Annotated in this window: 20 protein-coding genes; 9 read left to right on the forward strand and 11 right to left on the reverse strand. The window is 57.4% G+C overall.

Translation table 11 applies throughout. The features are described from left to right. Positions 1 to 9: 9 nt before the first annotated feature. From JWR98_RS03960 to JWR98_RS03990, 9 genes are all read right to left on the reverse strand, one after another. Positions 10 to 534: a DsbA family protein gene (locus JWR98_RS03960; protein WP_263974475.1), complete on the reverse strand. Its 525-nt coding sequence runs from the start codon at positions 532 to 534 to the stop codon at positions 10 to 12. Between the two features lie 23 nt (positions 535 to 557). Further along, positions 558 to 710 (reverse strand): DsbA family protein, encoded by a 153-nt coding sequence (locus JWR98_RS30040; protein ID WP_425273144.1) that lies wholly within the window; start codon positions 708 to 710, stop codon positions 558 to 560. A gap of 3 nt (positions 711 to 713) precedes the next feature. Next, positions 714 to 1,304: a TetR/AcrR family transcriptional regulator gene (locus JWR98_RS03965; protein ID WP_078732555.1), complete on the reverse strand. Its 591-nt coding sequence runs from the start codon at positions 1,302 to 1,304 to the stop codon at positions 714 to 716. Positions 1,305 to 1,355: 51 nt separating this feature from the next. Beyond that, the gene (locus JWR98_RS03970) at positions 1,356 to 2,129 is read right to left on the reverse strand and encodes an SDR family NAD(P)-dependent oxidoreductase (RefSeq protein WP_205489341.1); all 774 of its coding nucleotides are present in this window, start codon (positions 2,127 to 2,129) and stop codon (positions 1,356 to 1,358) included. 91 nt (positions 2,130 to 2,220) lie between these two features. Further along, positions 2,221 to 2,775, reverse strand: a complete 555-nt coding sequence (locus tag JWR98_RS03975; protein ID WP_078732553.1) for an OsmC family protein — start codon at positions 2,773 to 2,775, stop codon at positions 2,221 to 2,223. A 163-nt stretch (positions 2,776 to 2,938) separates the two neighbouring features. Then, a complete protein-coding gene (locus tag JWR98_RS03980) occupies positions 2,939 to 3,322 on the reverse strand; it encodes a TetR family transcriptional regulator C-terminal domain-containing protein (protein ID WP_425273145.1) in 384 nt (127 codons plus the stop codon). Then, the gene (locus tag JWR98_RS30045; protein WP_425273146.1) at positions 3,277 to 3,609 is read right to left on the reverse strand and encodes a TetR/AcrR family transcriptional regulator; all 333 of its coding nucleotides are present in this window, start codon (positions 3,607 to 3,609) and stop codon (positions 3,277 to 3,279) included. The genes JWR98_RS03980 and JWR98_RS30045 overlap by 46 nt, the downstream gene beginning before the upstream one ends. A gap of 21 nt (positions 3,610 to 3,630) precedes the next feature. Continuing rightward, a complete protein-coding gene (locus JWR98_RS03985; protein WP_078732551.1) occupies positions 3,631 to 3,831 on the reverse strand; it encodes a YbdD/YjiX family protein in 201 nt (66 codons plus the stop codon). A 12-nt stretch (positions 3,832 to 3,843) separates the two neighbouring features. After that, the gene (locus JWR98_RS03990) at positions 3,844 to 5,901 is read right to left on the reverse strand and encodes a carbon starvation CstA family protein (RefSeq protein WP_205489342.1); all 2,058 of its coding nucleotides are present in this window, start codon (positions 5,899 to 5,901) and stop codon (positions 3,844 to 3,846) included. Positions 5,902 to 6,059: 158 nt separating this feature from the next. On the opposite strand from JWR98_RS03990, the gene JWR98_RS03995 reads away from it, so the two are divergent. Both JWR98_RS03995 and JWR98_RS04000 read left to right on the forward strand, forming a co-directional pair. Next, positions 6,060 to 7,427 (forward strand): cache domain-containing protein, encoded by a 1,368-nt coding sequence (locus JWR98_RS03995; protein WP_205489343.1) that lies wholly within the window; start codon positions 6,060 to 6,062, stop codon positions 7,425 to 7,427. A 29-nt stretch (positions 7,428 to 7,456) separates the two neighbouring features. Continuing rightward, the gene (locus tag JWR98_RS04000) at positions 7,457 to 8,098 is read left to right on the forward strand and encodes a response regulator (protein WP_069787410.1); all 642 of its coding nucleotides are present in this window, start codon (positions 7,457 to 7,459) and stop codon (positions 8,096 to 8,098) included. A gap of 16 nt (positions 8,099 to 8,114) precedes the next feature. On the opposite strand, the gene JWR98_RS04005 is transcribed toward JWR98_RS04000, so the two are convergent. Then, positions 8,115 to 9,089, reverse strand: a complete 975-nt coding sequence (locus tag JWR98_RS04005; protein WP_205489344.1) for a helix-turn-helix domain-containing protein — start codon at positions 9,087 to 9,089, stop codon at positions 8,115 to 8,117. A gap of 241 nt (positions 9,090 to 9,330) precedes the next feature. Between JWR98_RS04005 and JWR98_RS04010 the strand changes: the two genes are divergently transcribed. From JWR98_RS04010 to JWR98_RS04030, 5 genes are all read left to right on the forward strand, one after another. After that, a complete protein-coding gene (locus JWR98_RS04010; RefSeq protein WP_053121222.1) occupies positions 9,331 to 9,864 on the forward strand; it encodes a 2,4'-dihydroxyacetophenone dioxygenase family protein in 534 nt (177 codons plus the stop codon). 23 nt (positions 9,865 to 9,887) lie between these two features. Next, positions 9,888 to 11,129 (forward strand): MFS transporter, encoded by a 1,242-nt coding sequence (locus tag JWR98_RS04015; protein ID WP_205489345.1) that lies wholly within the window; start codon positions 9,888 to 9,890, stop codon positions 11,127 to 11,129. 61 nt (positions 11,130 to 11,190) lie between these two features. After that, positions 11,191 to 12,459: a carbohydrate porin gene (locus JWR98_RS04020; protein WP_205489346.1), complete on the forward strand. Its 1,269-nt coding sequence runs from the start codon at positions 11,191 to 11,193 to the stop codon at positions 12,457 to 12,459. A 44-nt stretch (positions 12,460 to 12,503) separates the two neighbouring features. Beyond that, positions 12,504 to 13,235: an SDR family NAD(P)-dependent oxidoreductase gene (locus tag JWR98_RS04025; RefSeq protein ID WP_205489347.1), complete on the forward strand. Its 732-nt coding sequence runs from the start codon at positions 12,504 to 12,506 to the stop codon at positions 13,233 to 13,235. Between the two features lie 241 nt (positions 13,236 to 13,476). Beyond that, complete coding sequence (locus JWR98_RS04030; protein WP_205489348.1) at positions 13,477 to 15,105, forward strand: methyl-accepting chemotaxis protein; 1,629 nt, start codon at positions 13,477 to 13,479, stop codon at positions 15,103 to 15,105. 77 nt (positions 15,106 to 15,182) lie between these two features. On the opposite strand, the gene JWR98_RS04035 is transcribed toward JWR98_RS04030, so the two are convergent. Further along, positions 15,183 to 16,028 carry a fumarylacetoacetate hydrolase family protein gene (locus JWR98_RS04035; protein ID WP_205489349.1) on the reverse strand — a complete coding sequence of 282 codons (846 nt, stop codon included), beginning with the start codon at positions 16,026 to 16,028 and terminating at the stop codon, positions 15,183 to 15,185. A gap of 85 nt (positions 16,029 to 16,113) precedes the next feature. Here JWR98_RS04035 and JWR98_RS04040 point away from each other — a divergent pair, with 85 nt between their 5' ends. Both JWR98_RS04040 and JWR98_RS04045 read left to right on the forward strand, forming a co-directional pair. Next, positions 16,114 to 16,857, forward strand: a complete 744-nt coding sequence (locus tag JWR98_RS04040; protein ID WP_225908546.1) for a GntR family transcriptional regulator — start codon at positions 16,114 to 16,116, stop codon at positions 16,855 to 16,857. Positions 16,858 to 16,993: 136 nt separating this feature from the next. After that, on the forward strand, positions 16,994 to 17,505 hold a 512-nt coding region (locus JWR98_RS04045), incomplete at its 3' end, for a YbhB/YbcL family Raf kinase inhibitor-like protein (protein ID WP_205489350.1).

Raw genomic sequence — 17,505 nt, forward strand, 5'->3', positions numbered from 1 at the left:
CGTTGCCAGTCAAATTTTGCAGCCGTCGATGCCGCAGACCTGGCCAATAAACGCGCCCTCATCGACCCGTGCCTTCTCCTGCATCTTGTTCAGCGCCTCAAGGAACGCCGCCTCAGGCTGAGCGCCGGCGACAGTGAACGCGCTATTAAAGACAAACAACGGCACGCCAGAGCCCAATTGCGCGGCGAAATGTTCGTCCTCTTCCATCTCTACGCGCAGTTCAGGCGACGACCACGCTTGTTCGATTGACTCATCCGATACACCCGCCGCTTTGGCAATGGCCGCCAGGCTGGTGCGATCGAACAATGACTTGCCGTACGTAGTGCTCTGTTCATACAGCTTCTCTACGAGCCGCTTTTTCACCACGGGGTCCTGTACCGACTTGACCAGAATGTGGGCGTCAGCGGTATCGCCGAACAACATGGTGCCAAAACGATATTCCAACCCGTCGGACCGTCCGTATTTGGTGACGGTATCCATCATCGCATCGGCGGAATGAGGATTGCCGAGCTTGCGCTTGAGCGCCGCGACCATGGGCTCCGGGGCCTGATTGGCGGCTAGACGATAAGCTCTGACATTGACTTGAACACTGTCCTTGTCGGAGAACTGTGCTCCAGCGCTTTTTCAAAACGGCGCTTGGCAATCCAGCACCAGGGGCAAACGAAGTCGGACCAGATATCGACGACGTACTTTTTCGTAGGGGTTTGCATAAGTCATCCTGCACAAATAAGTGAAGACCGCGTTGCAAGTGTTTCAAGTAAATGGTTGAAACCCGACAAGGGATCGTTTGATCCGCTCAATGCCCAATTAATGAGGCTGGCGCCCTCAAGCGCTCCCAGCAACATAGCGGCGTAGACCTCCAGAGGTTTATCCAGCACCCAGTGATGCTGGCGGGCGGCATCACTGAGCGTGCCTTGCAGCCAATGGAGTTGAGACTCGAAGAAGCACCGAGTGAGCCCCTGCAGAGACAGCGGCAATACCGCCATTTCCGCGGCCAATGCGCCGCACAGCGGCAAAAGCCCCTCGTTGGCGCTGATCACGAAAAGCTGAGAAAAACCACGCAGTCGCAACAGCGGATCGGCATGCATGGCCTCAATCGCGACCAGCGTCTCTTCAAAGCGCTGGATGTAGTCCTTGATCAGCTCTGCCCCCAGGCACTCCTTGGTGGGAAAGTGATGGTGAATACTGGCCTTGCGGATGCCGATCTGCGCCGCAAGATCGGCATAGCTGAACGCTGAATAGCCTTTGGAACGCATGTGTATCTGCGCGGCATTCAACAGCGCGGCTTTTGTCGTCACAGACATTCGAGCCTCCAGCGGCCAGCGTTCAGCCCTTGATCATCGGCTAAGGGGTATTCAGGCGCGCACGGCCATGACACCGGCGTCCACGTCCCAGATGGCACCGGTCACCCAAGAGGTTTTGTCCGACAGCAGGAACAGGATCGTGTTGGCCACGTCTTCCGGCACGCCGACGCGTCCCAGCGGGTGGAAGGCGTTAAGCGATTTCATTGCTTCCGGGATCGCGTCCTTGTCCATGAAGCCTTCGTAAATCGAGGTGTGTACGATGCCAGGGGAAACCGCATTGACACGAATACCCGAATGCGCCAATTCAATCGCCAAGTTACGTGTCAGCGCATGCAAACCGGCCTTGGCCATGGAGTAGGCAGAGGCCGGCGAGCCGGCCAGCGCAGCCTGAGCGCCGATGGAACCGACATTGACAATCGAACCTTCACGCTTGGCGGCGAGCATGTTCTTGACCACGGCCTGGGTGATGAAAAACGTCGAACGGTTGAGGGACATGTACATGTCATACTCGGCCGCATCATGCTCGGTGAACGGCTTGGGAACAAAGATCCCTGCTGAGTTGACCATCAGACTGATATCGCTGTGGTTGGAATTGATGTCCTCGAGAACGCTGTGCATGCCCTCTTCGGTCATCAGGTTAGCCACGATCACCGACACGTTACCCAGTGGGCTCAGTTCGTTACGCACCGCATCGGCCTTGTCTTGCTTGCTGCCGGTGAGCACGACACTGCCGCCCGCCTTCAGCACCATGCGGGCCGTTTCCAGGCCCATGCCGCTGGTGCCGCCGACGACCAACAATTTTTTGCCTTTAAAATAATCGTTCATTACAGACTCCGGATTTCAAAGTTAGTCAATGCTGCACCAGGGCAATCGTCTGCCGGTGCACGCCAAGTGTTTTTGGTTCGAAACAGGTGAATCAGCCTTCACGCACTTCCAGCGTCGGTACCATACGAATGGCTTTCGAGAAGTTGGCGTAGTTCACGGAGGTTTTCAGCACGACCTTATGCAGCTCTTCAACACGCTCACGGGAGGCATCGGTGTGCAGGCGAACCACTACGCTGACTTCGTCGTAGCCAGGGTTGACGCTTTCGTCGATACCGAGGAAACCACGCAGGTCGAGGGTGCCGTCGGTTTCAATTTCCAGGCTGTGGATCTTGATGCCCATCATCGCGGCATTGGCGGCATAACCGACCGACATGCACGCGTTCAGCGCAGCCATCAGCAGCTCTTGCGGGTTGGGCGCGCTGTTCTGACCCAACAGTTCGTTTGGCTCGTCGGCGGCAATTTCGAAGTCCCGCGAATAGGTTTCGCCAGCCAGGCTGTAGCGATTGACCTTCGCGACGGAACGCGTCTGCCCCTTCCATTGGGTTTTGACATTAAAACTGGCATGACGCTTGGTCGCATCCTCGGCAACGCCTTGGGCAAACTGCTGGAGTGCGGCAACATCGATACCGTTCAGGTTAGTGCTCATGTGTACATTCCTCTTCGGATGGACCGGGCGTTCGGCTCGGAATGGAACAAGCCTACCAACTAGTAGGTAATCAATCAAGCAATTTAACTTTCAGCCCTGTCCTTGCTGATTTTCAAACCAAAAAAAACCTCGAATAGTCGAGGTTTTTCAACGCATTAATTTGTCAGTGGGGTTTAGGCAGTGTGCGCATCGCCTCCAGAATAAAGTCAAATCCGGACGACTGCTCGTACTGATCGCTCATCGCCCACGCCACAAAGCTGCCGCCTTCCAGCGTGTTCAGGATCAGCCTGGCGACCTTGTTGACGTCCAACTGCGCCTTGAGCTCCCCGTTCGACTGCCCCAGCGCGATATTGGTCTGAAGCCACTCAAGATGTATCTCGAAAAAGTGCCGCGTCAGCTCCTGCAGGCTCTCCGGCAGTGCCATTAACTCGGCAGCCAGCGCGCCGCACAGCGGCAACAAGCCGTTTTGACTGCTCTGTGCAAACATCAGGACAAACGCGTTCAGGCGCGCGACGACATCCGTGTTCTCGTCATTGACCTGCTCCAACTGTTTCTTGAACCGGAACAGGTAGCTCTCGACGATAGCAATCGCAAGGCCTTCCTTGGTTGGAAGTGGTGATGAATACTTGCCTTCTTGATACCTATTTCAGCGGCAAGGTCAGCGTAGCTGAAGGCTGCGTAGCCCTTGGTACGCAACAGAATTTCAGCGCTGCTTAGAAGGTCGGAACGTGTACTCATGATGCCGCATCCAGGTTTTATCAGTCGGCCATCATAAAACAGCCACACCGCAGTTGACAGTGCACAGTCCGGAAGCGGAACGCCCGATGCAGGCATCGGGCGTTCCGGGTCGACTTGTCAGCAACAGCGCGGCTGACCGTTACCACCGCCATAACGGGCTTGTTGGCGCTCGCGAAAGAACGCCTCATAGTCCATCAGTGGTTTGTCCGGGTGCTTGCTTTGCATGTGTTCAACATACGTATCGTAGTCAGGCATGCCGACCATCAGCCGTGCGGCCTGACCTAGGTATTTACCCAGACGGCTCAGATCATTGAACATGGCGCGCTCCCGTCAGGCATCCGGCACCGCCTGGTAAGGCGCTTCCTTGTCGGTGCGTTCCTGGGTGCCCCATGCAGCAATACCAACCTTTAGTGCAAAGAACAAAATACTGAACACCACCGCCAGGAACAGCGCCGTCAGCGTTGCGTTGGTGTAGGCGTTGTAGATCACGTGTTGCATCTGATCCAGGCTCTTGGCCGGTGCCAGTACCTGCCCATTGGCGACCGCATCGCTGTATTTTCTAGCCAGGGCCAGGAAGCCGATCGCGGGGTTGGCGTCGAACAGCTTGATGAAGCCCGCGGTGGTAGTGCAGATCAGCAGCCAGACCGCCGGCAGCATAGTCACCCAGATGTAGCGTTGGCGTTTCATTTTGATCAGCACAACGGTTGCCAGCATCAGCGCGATACCTGCCAGCATTTGGTTGGAGATACCGAACAGCGGCCACAAGGTGTTGATGCCGCCCAGTGGGTCGATCACGCCCTGGTACAGCAGATAACCCCACATCGCCACACAACCGGCAGTCGCGATCAGGTTGGCGGTCCAGGATTCGGTGCGTTTGAGCGCCGGCACGAAGGAACCCAGCAGGTCCTGCAGCATGAAGCGACCGGCACGGGTACCGGCATCGACCGCCGTCAGGATGAACAGCGCTTCGAACAGGATCGCAAAGTGGTACCAGAACGCCATGGTGTTTTCACCCGGCAGCAGTTGGTGCAGGATCTGCGCGATGCCTACCGCCAGCGTCGGCGCGCCGCCGGCTCTGGCCAGAATCGTGGTCTCACCGATGTCGTGGGCGACCGCGTGCAGAGCGTCCGGCGTGATCGCGAAGCCCCAGCTAGTGATAGTTTGCGCGACGGTTACCGCATCAGCGCCGACGACAGCGGCCGGACTGTTCATGGCGAAATACACGCCCGGCTCGATCACCGAGGCCGCAACCATCGCCATGATCGCCACGAATGATTCCATCAACATGCCGCCATAACCGATGTAACGGGCGTGCCCTTCGCTGGCCAACAGCTTGGGCGTGGTGCCCGAGGCAATCAGCGCATGGAAACCGGAGACCGCACCACAGGCGATGGTGATGAACAGGAACGGGAACAGGCCACCCTTCCACACAGGGCCGGTGCCGTCGGTAAACTGCGTCAACGCCGGCATTTTCAGGTCGGGCATGGTGATCAGGATGCCGATCGCCAACGCCACGATGGTGCCAATCTTGAGGAACGTCGACAGGTAGTCACGCGGTGCCAGGATCAGCCACACCGGCAGTACCGCCGCGACGAAGCCGTAACCGATCAGCATCCAGGTAATTTGAATGCCCGTGAAGGTAAAGGCCTTGGCCCAGACCGGATCAGCGGCAATTTGCCCGCCCAGCCAGATCGAACCCAGCAACAACACCACGCCGATGACCGAGATTTCACCGATGCGACCCGGGCGGATGTAGCGCATGTAGATGCCCATGAACATCGCGATCGGGATGGTCGCCATTACCGTGAAGATGCCCCATGGGCTCTCGGCCAGGGCCTTGACCACGATCAGCGCCAGCACCGCGAGGATGATGATCATGATCAGGAAACAGCCGAACAGCGCAATGGTGCCAGGAATGCGGCCCATTTCTTCACGCACCATGTCGCCCAGCGAGCGGCCGTTGCGCCGCGTGGACATGAACAGCACCATAAAGTCCTGCACCGCCCCGGCCAGCACCACGCCGGCGATCAGCCAGAGCGTGCCGGGCAGGTAGCCCATTTGCGCCGCCAGTACCGGGCCGACCAAAGGGCCCGCGCCGGCAATCGCTGCAAAGTGGTGGCCGAACAGTACGTGTTTATTGGTGGGGACGAAGTCCAGGCCATCGTTGTTCACCACCGCCGGCGTGGCGCGACCAGGATCGAGCTGCATCACCTTGTTGGCGATAAACAGGCTGTAGTAACGATAGGCAACCAGATAGATAGCGACTGCCGCGACAACGATCCACAGTGCGTTGATCGCTTCGCCACGGCGCAAGGCCACGACACTCAGCGCAAACGCACCCAGGACAGCCACGGCAAACCAGGCGAGGTGTTTAGCCATACGGTTCATTGCGTGTCTCCTGTCGACAGCTCTTGAGCTGCGACGATAATTTTTATAATTGTGTCCGCCAGGCGGCGGTGGCTAATATCCGCGCACACCGCTAACAAATACATCCGCACTACTACGCAGGCGTCTACGTAGTTTTACTGAGACGCACGGGAGTCGCGATGCAACTCAAACATAAAATCGTCGCACTCGGGATACTGCCGTTAGTGTTGGCCATCGCGGTTATTTGCGCGTTGGTCATCTCCTTGAATAGCCAGTTAGGTGACCAGCAAGCCCGTCTGATTGAAGACAGTATCCTGGCCAGCAAACGCGCAGAACTGAAAAACTACGTAGCCATGGCGCAAAGCCTGATCGCGCCGCTGTATAACGACGGCGCAGGCGACGAGCAGGCGCAGCGCCAAGTGCTTGAGGAACTGCGCAAGCTGAGCTTTGGCATCAACGGTTACTTCTTCGTTTACGACCACGCGGGTCGCAGCCTGATGCATGCGCGTCAGTCGGAATTGGTGGGGCAGTACCTGTGGGACATGAAAGACCCGCACGGGTTGCCCGTCATCCAGGCCCTGTTCAAAAGCGCCCGATCCGGTGAAGGTTTTCAGCGTTACGCCTGGAACAAACCCTCCTCCGGCCAGGTCACCGACAAGCTCGCTTATGTGATCATGCTGGACCGCTGGGGCTGGATGCTCGGCACCGGCATTTACCTGGAGGATGTCGAGCGCGCCACTCAGCAGGCCCGCGACGAAGTGGCCCAGGGCATCCGCAAAACGATGCTGGCCATTGCCGTCGTGGCGTTGGTGGCGGTGCTGCTGGTATTCGCCGGCGGCATGGCGCTCAACGTCAGTGAGCACCGCCTGGCCGACAAAAAACTGCAGCGCCTGAACCGGCGTATCGTCAGCCTGCAGGAAGAAGAACGCGCCCGCGTTTCCCGCGAGTTGCACGACGGTATCAGTCAGTTGCTGGTTTCGATCAAATTCCAGTTCGAACTGGCCGGGCATGTGCTTGAGGGGCCGGAGCCGAGCAAGGGCCTGGTAATTCTCAGGGAAGCCACGCAGCGGCTGGGGAGCGCGATTGGCGAAGTGCGCAGCATCTCCCACGACCTGCGCTCTTCACTGCTGGACACCCTGGGCCTGCCGGCCGCCATCGATCAGCTTGCCGGGGAGTTTGAACAACGCAGCGGCCTGGTAGTGAGCTGTGAATGTGAGGGCATCGATTACCCACTGCCGCAAGGGGTGGCAGACGCATTATTTCGGATCCTGCAGGAAGGCTTGATGAATATTGAGCGGCATGCCCACGCCACGCACGTCTCGATCACCCTGCTGGCGACGGACCTGGAGTTGAAGTTGACGATCATGGATGACGGCGTCGGGTTCAACGTGCTCCAGGTACTGCGCCGCCACAATGGTATTGGCCTGCGCAATATCCGCGAGCGCGCCGAGCATTTGGAGGGGCAGCTGCAGCTGACTTCAGCGCCAGGCAGAACCACACTGGACGTCCTGTTACCGATGAAAAAACCCGGCAACAATACCGTTTGATGACGTCACCAAACAGGAAAAACACATTGATGAAAGTGCCAGGTCGCATACGTATTGGATTGGTCGACGACCACTCGCTGGTTCGCGACGGCATCAAAGCGTTGCTCGCCATCGTGGACACCGTCGAGGTGATCGGCGAGGCCGAGAACGGTCACGAGGCGCTCAATCTGGTCGAACAGTGCCAACCGGACCTGTTGCTGGTGGATATCGGTTTGAAGGACATGAACGGCCTTGAACTGACTCGCCGGCTCAAACAACATTCGCCTGCGCTCAAGATTCTAATGCTCAGCATGTACGACAATTTCGAATACGTGAGCGAATCCATTCGCTGCGGTGCCAGTGGTTATGTGCTGAAAAACTCCCCTTCAAGGGAAATCATCGCGGCCATTGAAGCCATCGCCAGTGGCGGCACCTTTTACAGTGCAGACATCGCGCAAAAGCTCATCGCCGATAAAGACACCGACAAAGAACTGACCCCTCGCGAAAGCGAGGTTTTGTACAAGATGGTTCAAGGCATGAACAACAAAGAGATGGCCCGCGATCTGGACATCAGCGTGCGCACCGTTGAAACCCATCGGCTCAGTATTCGGCGCAAACTCAACATCGACAAACCAGCAGCGTTGGCGAAATACGCACTGGACCACGGGCTCGTCTCGCGCAGTCGAGAATGAACATCGCAGCCCCGAGCTACAGGCCCTGTGCCGATGCGCGCACGTCGCTGGGTGTGCGCCCATAGTGCGACTTGAAGGCCCTGGCGAAATGCGCCTGGCTGGTGAACCCGTGGCGGTAGGCAACTTCAGCAATATCCAGCCCGCAACCCTGCGACTGGCTTAGCAGACGGAACGCGCCCTGCAAGCGTTTTTCCAGAATAAACCGATGGGGCTGCGTATCTTCCAGGGCAAACAGCCTGGCCAGGTGTCGGGTGGAAACCCCGGTTTGAAGCGCCACCCGCTCGCAGCTCAAGGCAGGGTCGGCCAGTTGCTCAAGGATGCATTGCTTGGCGGCCAACAGGTAGGACGCACTGAGGGCGTTGATTCGGCGATTACCCATCTGGCCGGCGATGATAGTGCCCAACAGGTCGAGGGCATCCTCTTGATAGCTGTCGGCCCCTTGGCTGAGCGGCCGCTCGAAAAAACCGCCAGTGCGCTCACTCAACGTGCGCAGCAGTAACCGTTGGGTACCGGTGTGTGCGCTGATCTTCACTGCATTGTCAAAGCGGCGCAGACAGTGGGAGGCGAACACGTCTTGAGGAATATCGAAGATGAATTTGTGCATCGAGCCGGAGAAACCAAACAAGTAAGGTTTGTCGGTGCGATACACCATCATCTCGCCCGGTTCCAGCAGATGGCAGTTGCCGTTCTGAAAGAAAAACGACGCGCTGCCCATGACCAGCGATACGAAGACCGACTCCTTGGGCACCGTGCGAACCATTGAGCCGTCACGCTCGATGACGTGTTGGTTACCGACAATATGCGCCACCCGCAGACGGTCCAGGCTCAGGTTGTCCTCCCGCGCGCTGAATCCGGTTTCGCTGAAGGAAGAGCACTTCAGGCCGACCAGTGTCGAGGCGTTGTACTGCTCCCAGAATGCCACGCGCTGATCCTGAGGAAGGTCGTCGGTACTGGCACGCTGAGTATCGAGCAAGGGGGCGGATCGAGGCATTTTTATTATTCTCGTTTTTATTGACCGCTCGGCCCCGCGCAAGGCGGATTACGGGGCCCGCAGAGCCCCATTAACCGCCGACCCAGGCACGCTGTCAATCAATAGCCGATACAAAACCACAGCGACCGATGAACTGAAAACATCCGTCCGATACGGACAACAATCACGTCGGTTTCGATCAAATCGCCGCGTGTTTTTCCCCCTAGAGTGGGCCCTGTATTCCAACAATCAGAGGCCCAACATGCCCGAATTAGCCCGCAACGAATTTTGGAAAGACCTGCAGCCTATCGCGAACTGCTTCAAGCCCGACGCCAAGCCTGAGGTTTACCTGCCGAATGCCGCCAGTGATGATCTGCGGCTGTACGTGCCCTTCACCGAGACCGTTTCTTCGCGTCCCCTGTGGATCTCCCCCAGCGAAAACCGCTGGTGCGACATTTTGATGTCCAGCCGTGCAGGCCTGGTCAATCGCCACTACCACCCCCATGAAGTGTTCGCCTACACGCTGTCGGGCAAGTGGGGCTACCTGGAGCATGAGTGGACCGCCACGGCCGGCGACTTCGTCTATGAGACGCCCGGCGAAGGTCACACCCTGGTGGCCTATGAGCACGAGGAACCCATGCGCGTGTTTTTCATCGTCAAGGGGCCGCTGATCTGGCTCGACGATCAAGGCGAGTCCACCGGCTACTTCGACGTGCACTCCTACATTGCCCTGTGCCGTGAACATTACGAAAAGGTCGGCCTGGGGGCTGATGCAGTGGACCGTCTGTTCCGTTAAACCCCGTGCTACGGAGAACCACCATGGCTCACAACAATAATAAAGCCAGTTATGAGAATACCCTGCTCTGCGTGTTGTTCCTGACGTTCGGTTTTGTGTTTTTCGACCGCCTTGCCCTGTCCTTCCTGTTTCCGTTCATGGCTAAAGACCTGCAACTGAGTAACAGCCACCTCGGCATGTTGTCTTCGGTGCTCGCATTGGCTTGGGCCATTTCGGGCACATTGGTCGGTGCGTGGTCAGATCGCCGAGGGGTGCGTAAACCGCTGCTGATTGCGGCGGTTATTCTGTTTTCCCTGTGCTCGGCCCTCTCGGGGCTGGTCTCGGGATTTCTCAGTCTGTTGCTGTTTCGCGGCATCATGGGGTTGGCCGAGGGGCCGATCCTGCCGTTGTCCCAATCGATGATGGTGGAGGCGTCATCGCCGCATCGCCGGGGCCTGAACATGGGCTTGCTGCAAGGCTCGGCAGCGGGTCTGTTGGGCGCGGTGATCGGCCCGCCGGTGTTGATCGCCCTGGCCGAAGCCTATGGCTGGCGGCATGCGTTCATTGTATCGCTGCTGCCCGGGCTGCTGATTGCCTGGTTCATCTGGCGCTATGTGCGTCAGGATGAACCCCACCAGGCTCCGGCAACTAATGCCAAACCCACCGGGCACCGGCTGGCATTGCTCAAGAGCCGCAACATCGTGCTGTGCACATTGATCAGTTGCGTGTTTCTGACATGGTTCGTGATCCTGATCTCCTTTACCCCGACGTTTCTGGTCAGCGTCCGCGGTTACAGCGCGCCGAGCATGGGCACGATCATGAGCTGCCTGGGTGCGGCATGGGTTGTATGGGGATTTGTGGTGCCGAGCATTTCCGACCGTATCGGCCGCCGTCCGACGCTGGTGCTGTTCTCGCTGGTTGCTGCCTGCTGCCCGATAGCCCTGCTATTCGCGCCTTCGCCGATGATACTCGGCATGCTGATGGTGCTCACCTTCACCGGGCTTGGCTGCTTCACGCTGTTCATGTCCACCATTCCGGCTGAAACCGTCCCGCGTGAAGTCATGGCTACGGCGCTGGGCATGATCATGGGCGTTGGCGAACTGGTGGGAGGGTTCGTGGCGCCGACCATTGCCGGGTTCGCCGCCGATCAGTTCGGGTTGTCGATTGTGATGTGGATCTCCTGCGGCGGCGCCTTGTTGGCAGCAGGGCTGTCCCTGCTGCTCAAGGAAACCGCGCCTGGCGTGCTGCAACGCCGATCAATGCAAGCCTGCACACAGCGTGCGTGATCCGGGATCACCACGCTCCTGCATTTACTCATCACAACAACAATAAAATGAGTCTCAGACCATGCACCCTACTCTTCGTTTGTGCGCGTTTTTGTTCCTGGCGTTTACCTACCCCCCAGCTTGGGCACAGGACCGTGAAGGTCCACTGGCCGGCCTGGGCGAGCAATTGGCCGGCTACGGCATCCAGCCCCATGTGCAATTCACCAGCCTGTCGATGAAAAACCTCGACACCGGCCCGCGCCCCTACAGTTTCGGCAACAGTGGCGACCTCTATATCGGTGCCGACGTTAACCTCGCCACGCTCGGTGGCCTGGACGGCGCAGCCCTGCATGTCGAACAGACCGTCTTTATCCTCGATAACGGCACCGGCCAGCCTACCGCAAACAAATGGCAAGGTGCTGCCGGCAGCTATTTCGCAGGCGCGCCGCTGCACAACGACATCGCCAGCAACCAGCTAAGCCTGTTGACCTACGAACAGAAATGGCTCGATGGCCAGCTTGATATGCACATCGGCCGGACCAACGGCCGGCGCTACTTCTACATCTATAACTGCGAAACGGCGGTCACCTGCACCGACCCGATCCTGGACGCATCAAGCGGCATGCTGCCACCGCCCTTCGGTGCCTGGGGTGGCTACCTCAAGTATCAGGTGAGCCCAAGCGTTTACGTGCACGCCGGTGCATTCGAATCCAACCCGGTGGATTACCTGAAAAAGCGCAAAGGCTTGGATTTCAGCACCGACGACGCGAGTGGCACCAGCTTTCTGGTGGGTCTGGGCAGCAAGCCCGGCGATGACACTACCCAGTACGAATTGAATGCGTACTTCAACTCTTCCAGGCAGGTCGACCCGCTGACGGGCGCCAGCGACCACGGCACCGCCGGCGGCTTCTTCAAGTTTCGCCAGACCCTGTGGCGCGGCGGGCAACAAGGCCTGCAGGTATTCGGTTCACTGTCAGCAGCGGCCGATAATAAACAACCTTTCAGCCATTTCGCCGAAGCCGGTCTGACTTACCTGGCGCCCTTTGATCGAGCGCAGGACAAGCTCAATCTCAAAACCAGCTACCTGCAAGTCAATTCCCATCAATTGCAGTTCCAGCAACGCCTGCGCACGGCGGCCGGTGGCGATCCGGAATTGGGCGAGCGCAATGTGTACGCCGTGGAAGCCAACGGCCATTTTGCCCTGACTCGCAACCTGTCCATCGAACCGAGCATCCAATACATCATCAACCCGGACAATTTCTACAACCCAGGCGCGACGCAATTGAGCAACAACGGGTTCGTGGTGGGCCTGCAAGTGGCGCTGGATATCGGCTCGGTACTGGGCCTGTGAGCATGCGGTTTGAATAACACTTTTACTCAGTTCATGAGGTAACGATGACTATGTTCAGCAGCACTCTGTTTGAAGGCAAGGTCGCGCTCGTCAGCGGCGGCACCTCGGGAATCGGCCAGGCGACCGCCGAGTATTTGGCTCGGCATGGCGCCCGCGTCGTGGCTATCGGCTTGGGTGCCGATGCGACCGTGGTCGCCGATGGGGTTCGGCTCGATCTTCGCGAGGTTAACGTCACCGACGATGATGCGCTCAAAGGCGTCATTCAAAGCCTCGACCGCCTGGATATTCTGGTGCCCGCCGCCGGGGGCACCCTGGGCGAAAAGGAGATGGAATGGGAGGCCTTCAACCAGGTGTTGTCGGTTCAACTCAATGCGGTTTACCGCCTCATCAACCTAGCGCATCCGCTGCTGGCCAGGCAAGGTGGCTCGATCATCAACATCGCGTCGATGTTCTCCTACTTTGGCGGGGGAAAACTGGTGGCTTACTCGGCGGCCAAAGGCGCCATTGTCCAAATCACCAAATCCCTCGCTGAGGCATACGCGCCTGACAACATTCGCGTCAACGCGGTGGCACCGGGCTGGATCACCACACCATTGCTGGCGAAAATCGATGATCAACCGAGGATTGACCGTCTACTGTCACGCACCCCTATGAAGCGATTTGGCAGTGCCGAAGAGGTCGCCAAGGTGATTGCGTTTTTAGCATCGGATGCAGCGTCGTTTGTAAATGGCGTGATTCTGCCCGTTGATGGGGGCTATCTCACCACAGCGATCTGAAGCTGACGACCAGTCAAAACGCGCCTACTCTGTCAGGCGCGTTTATTCTGTGCTTTAAAGATTAGACACGACCTTTCGCTCCCGAACTTCCGTTTTAAACATCATCCTACGCCCTACCCTCCTATCGATATCATCAACCAACTGAACGGTAGACTTTTTAACCTCCCCCCAAAGCTCAAGTATTCCTACCTATCGTCGATACTAACTTCACGGATGGACACTCTCAACTTAAGGACATCGTATGCTCCTGCGAAAACTGAACCTCGCGCCCCGCTCAGCTCTGTGTTTTGGCTTCTTCTGCCTGATCATCATCGCGATGGGATTACTCGCCTTAAGGCAAGCCGAGTTATTGAAGACTGCCGAAAAGTACGTTGAAACCAACGTCTTGCCCAGCGTAAAACTGCTGGGCCAACTAGACCGGGAATTCATAGGCATCAGAGGCAACAATGCTCGGGTGCGCAATCCGATCGAGCCTCAGGAGCGCAAAACCAAGGCGCTCAGCGACATCCAACAATCGCGGCAAGTCATCGATCAATACTTGCAGTCTTTAACAGCACTGATTGTCACGCCTCAAGGTCGCGAAGCGTTTGAACGCCTGCGAGAAACCAAAAGTGACTATTCAAAGGCGCAGGATCAGTATCTCGCCGCCGTGGCCGCGCAGCAATTGGAAACAGCCGTGTCTATCTCAAATGGTCTGATGAAAGATGCCGCCGATCGTGTCGAAGCATCACTGAACAATCTCATCAGCGTTAACGAAAACAAAGCCAAAAAAGCGGGCCGGGATGCTGATGATATTTATCAGCAAACCCAAATAATGGTAGGCGTTTTCTTGGTTGTTTCGGTGGCGGCTTCGTTACTCTTGGCTTGGCTTTACACCCGAAGCCTGACGGTGCCTATTAATGAATCATTGGTGATTGCCCGCCGTATTGCTGCGAATGATCTGAGCCAAGACTTCAATGCGACAGGTTCTGACGAGGCGGCACAACTGGTAAAAGCAATCGCCGCGATGCAGTCAAACTTACGTGATGCCCTGGCACTGATAGGGGATTCCTCCACCCAGTTGGCCGCGACCTCCGAAGAAATGCATGCCGTGACGGAGGGTGCTTCGCGGACCATTCAACGTCAAAATCATGAAATTGAAATGGCCGCCACCGCAGTCACTGAAATGAGCGCAGCCGTGGAAGAAGTCGCAGGCAATGCCGCGTCCACCTCCGTGCTGACCTCACAATCGAGCTCAGCCGCTATCGCAGGTCGTAACCAGGTTAACGAAACGGTCGCGGCCATCAACCTCATGGTCTCCAACGTCCAAAGCACCTCAGGTGAAGTGCAAGCCTTGGCAACCATGGCAACCGATATAAGCAAGGTGCTGGATGTCATCCGAGGGATTGCAGAGCAGACCAATTTATTGGCCTTGAACGCGGCCATTGAAGCTGCGCGTGCCGGCGAAGCCGGTCGTGGCTTTGCGGTCGTCGCTGATGAAGTCAGAGCCTTGGCCCATCGCACTCAAAAATCCACACAGGAAATTGAGCACATGGTCGATTCAATCCAGGCAGGCACAGGCAACGCGGTGACATCGATGAGTCAAACAAGCCTCCAAGCCAGGCAGACACTCGAAATGGCCAATAGCGCAGGTAAGGTGCTCGGCGAGATCACCGACTCGTTGAGTCAAATCAACGAGCGAAACCTGATGATTGCCACCGCGGCAGAGGAACAGGCCCAAGTCGCGCGCGAAGTGGATCGCAACCTCGTCAGTATTCGGGATTTGTCCAGCGAAGCATCGGAAGGATCAAGTCAGACGGCAATTGCCACCGCTGAACTGACGAAGCTGGCCAACGATCTCAGCCATCTAACCAAGCAGTTCAAGCTCTAGACACCCAGATGAGGAGTCCCATCGACGTGCGCTGCGGCGTCGACGGGACGCTCGCAGCACGTCAATGATTGTCGGGTTTAAACGGCCGATACAACCCTTTGCCGCTGCTCGCCAAGCCCATCAATCCACAGGTGGATTTCATCACCCGGTGACAGCCACTGCGGCAGCGGCTTCATGCCCATTCCCACACCCGGTGGCGTGCCCGTACAGATCACATCGCCCGGCTGCAATGTCATGTAGCGGCTGCAGTACGCCACGATTTGAGACACGGTAAAAATCATGGTTTTCGAATTCCCGGTCTGACGTCGCTCACCGTTGATCTCCAGCCACATATCCAGGTTTTGCGGGTCGGGGACTTCGTCGCGGGTCACCAGCCAAGGCCCAACCGGGCCGAAGGTGTCACACCCCTTGCCTTTGTCCCATTGTGAACTTTGCATTTGGAATGCCCGCTCCGATACGTCGTTGACGACGCAGTAACCTGCAACGTAGTTCAAGGCATCCGCTTCGGACACATAACGGGCTTCACTGCCGATCACTACGCCCAGCTCCAGCTCCCAATCCAGTTGGGTAGCGCCACGCGGCTGCTGGATTTCATCATCCGGGCCGTTCAGGCAACTGATGGCCTTATGAAAAATGATCGGCTCGCTCGGTATTGCCATTTGCGCTTCTTCCGCATGGTCGCGGTAATTGAGCCCGATGGCGATGAATTTGCGCACATGCGCCACGGGCACACCGTAACGAACCCCGCGCTCGACCAGGGGCAAACTGGCAATATCCAACATCGACAACTGCGCCAGCGATGACGGTGCCAGCACCGCGGCAGTGATATCGCCGACATGCGCGGAAAGATCGCGCACCCGCCCGTTGGCATCTATGACGCCCGGACACTCTTTACCGCGCGGGCCAAAACGACACAGTTTCATGTGTACCTCGATTGTCTGTCTGTGGAGAAAATCCATCGCTCAAACGCGAGGGCGCTGCCCACGCTGGCGAAGCGAACCCGCCGAATTGAATAAATCCATCATAGAGACTAAAATATATTTTCTGCAACAAAATATATTTTTAGAGATTTGCCCTGTCATGAACGTTCAGCCCGCCAAAAGCCTCACGCAAGCGACCTACGAACGCTTGCGCCGTGATGTTCTATCCTGTGTTTTACGCCCAGGAGACCGCGTCAACGTAAAAGTCGTGGCCGAACGTTATGAGGCCAGTGCGGGAGCGGTAAGAGAGGCATTGTCGCGAATGGTCTCCGAGGGGTTGGTGATTGCCGAGCCCCAGAAAGGCTTTCGCATTTCTGCCGTTTCCCTGGCAGACCTCAACGACCTGACATTCGCCCGTATGGAGATAGAATCAAGTTGCCTTCGGCACGCCCTGGATAGCGGTACCCTTGAATGGGAAGCAAGCCTGATAGTCGCGCATCACCGCCTCATAAGAGCTGATCAAAATGATACGGATGAATGGACGGGCGCTCATCATGCTTTTCATGAGGCGTTGGTCAGTGCCTGTCCCAACACCTGGCTATTACGTATTCGCTCGATGTTGTTCGAGCAAACCGCTCGCTATCGCGCGATGTCGATCGCCATGACCGCCACGCAGCGGGACATTAATGGCGAACATCAAGCACTGTTTGACGCAGCCATGGCCAGGGATACAACCCAGGCCTGTGAACTGTTGCAGCAGCATATCCAGACCACCTCCGTCATGCTGATTGAAGGCTTGCAAGCGCTTGCGCAGTTTGCAGAGCCTGTTTGATGACGCTCTCGACCGCTCTTGAAGCCTCATACGATCCTGGCATATTGACTGGATTGCGACGAAAATCGAGCGCTGGCAAACAGTCTTGGCTGACCAGGCACGCCAGACTAACCACTCCAAACCAAGAGGAGTCGGTATGAAATACCCATGTGTCGCCGCGGGCCTTTTTGCCCTTTCACTCATCGCTGCCACTGCACAAGCCCAGTCGTTCACGGTGCAAAGCAGCAGTGTCCAGGACGGGCATTTTCAACAGCGTCAATTTGCCAATGTGTTCGGCTGCACCGGCAAGAACCTCTCCCCTGAGATTTCCTGGAGCGGTGCCCCGCCGGACACCCAGAGCTTTGTAGTAACCCTGTATGATCCAGATGCACCGACGGGCTCGGGTTGGTGGCATTGGGTGCTGGCTAACGTGCCTGCAACCGTCAATGAACTGAAGGAAGGCGCAGGTAGCGTCGGTGGTACATTGCCCGCCGGTACGCTGCAGATACGCGGTGACAACGGTATGCCCGGCTATCTGGGTGCCTGCCCACCCGAAGGGCAAACCCACAACTATGTGATCGCGGTATACGCCATGAAAACCGATAAATTGACGCTACCGCCGACGGTCACACCGGCAATGCTTGGCTTAATGGTGCCAGGTGGTTCGCT

Origin of the sequence: Pseudomonas lactucae, from assembly GCF_016937615.1 — a bacterium.
Taxonomy (GTDB): Bacteria; Pseudomonadota; Gammaproteobacteria; order Pseudomonadales; family Pseudomonadaceae; genus Aquipseudomonas; species Aquipseudomonas lactucae.

Bases quoted from the DNA above. Each gene is read 5' to 3' on its own strand.
- JWR98_RS03960 (WP_263974475.1), bottom strand. From the start codon at position 534: ATGGTCGCGGCGCTCAAGCGCAAGCTCGGCAATCCTCATTCCGCCGAT.
- JWR98_RS30040 (WP_425273144.1), bottom strand. From the start codon at position 710: ATGCAAACCCCTACGAAAAAGTACGTCGTCGATATCTGGTCCGACTTC.
- JWR98_RS03965 (WP_078732555.1), bottom strand. From the start codon at position 1,304: ATGTCTGTGACGACAAAAGCCGCGCTGTTGAATGCCGCGCAGATACAC.
- JWR98_RS03970 (WP_205489341.1), bottom strand. From the start codon at position 2,129: ATGAACGATTATTTTAAAGGCAAAAAATTGTTGGTCGTCGGCGGCACC.
- JWR98_RS03975 (WP_078732553.1), bottom strand. From the start codon at position 2,775: ATGAGCACTAACCTGAACGGTATCGATGTTGCCGCACTCCAGCAGTTT.
- JWR98_RS30045 (WP_425273146.1), bottom strand. From the start codon at position 3,609: ATGCCTGCATCGGGCGTTCCGCTTCCGGACTGTGCACTGTCAACTGCG.
- JWR98_RS03985 (WP_078732551.1), bottom strand. From the start codon at position 3,831: ATGTTCAATGATCTGAGCCGTCTGGGTAAATACCTAGGTCAGGCCGCA.
- JWR98_RS03990 (WP_205489342.1), bottom strand. From the start codon at position 5,901: ATGAACCGTATGGCTAAACACCTCGCCTGGTTTGCCGTGGCTGTCCTG.
- JWR98_RS03995 (WP_205489343.1), top strand. From the start codon at position 6,060: ATGCAACTCAAACATAAAATCGTCGCACTCGGGATACTGCCGTTAGTG.
- JWR98_RS04000 (WP_069787410.1), top strand. From the start codon at position 7,457: ATGAAAGTGCCAGGTCGCATACGTATTGGATTGGTCGACGACCACTCG.
- JWR98_RS04005 (WP_205489344.1), bottom strand. From the start codon at position 9,089: ATGCCTCGATCCGCCCCCTTGCTCGATACTCAGCGTGCCAGTACCGAC.
- JWR98_RS04010 (WP_053121222.1), top strand. From the start codon at position 9,331: ATGCCCGAATTAGCCCGCAACGAATTTTGGAAAGACCTGCAGCCTATC.
- JWR98_RS04015 (WP_205489345.1), top strand. From the start codon at position 9,888: ATGGCTCACAACAATAATAAAGCCAGTTATGAGAATACCCTGCTCTGC.
- JWR98_RS04020 (WP_205489346.1), top strand. From the start codon at position 11,191: ATGCACCCTACTCTTCGTTTGTGCGCGTTTTTGTTCCTGGCGTTTACC.
- JWR98_RS04025 (WP_205489347.1), top strand. From the start codon at position 12,504: ATGACTATGTTCAGCAGCACTCTGTTTGAAGGCAAGGTCGCGCTCGTC.
- JWR98_RS04030 (WP_205489348.1), top strand. From the start codon at position 13,477: ATGCTCCTGCGAAAACTGAACCTCGCGCCCCGCTCAGCTCTGTGTTTT.
- JWR98_RS04035 (WP_205489349.1), bottom strand. From the start codon at position 16,028: ATGAAACTGTGTCGTTTTGGCCCGCGCGGTAAAGAGTGTCCGGGCGTC.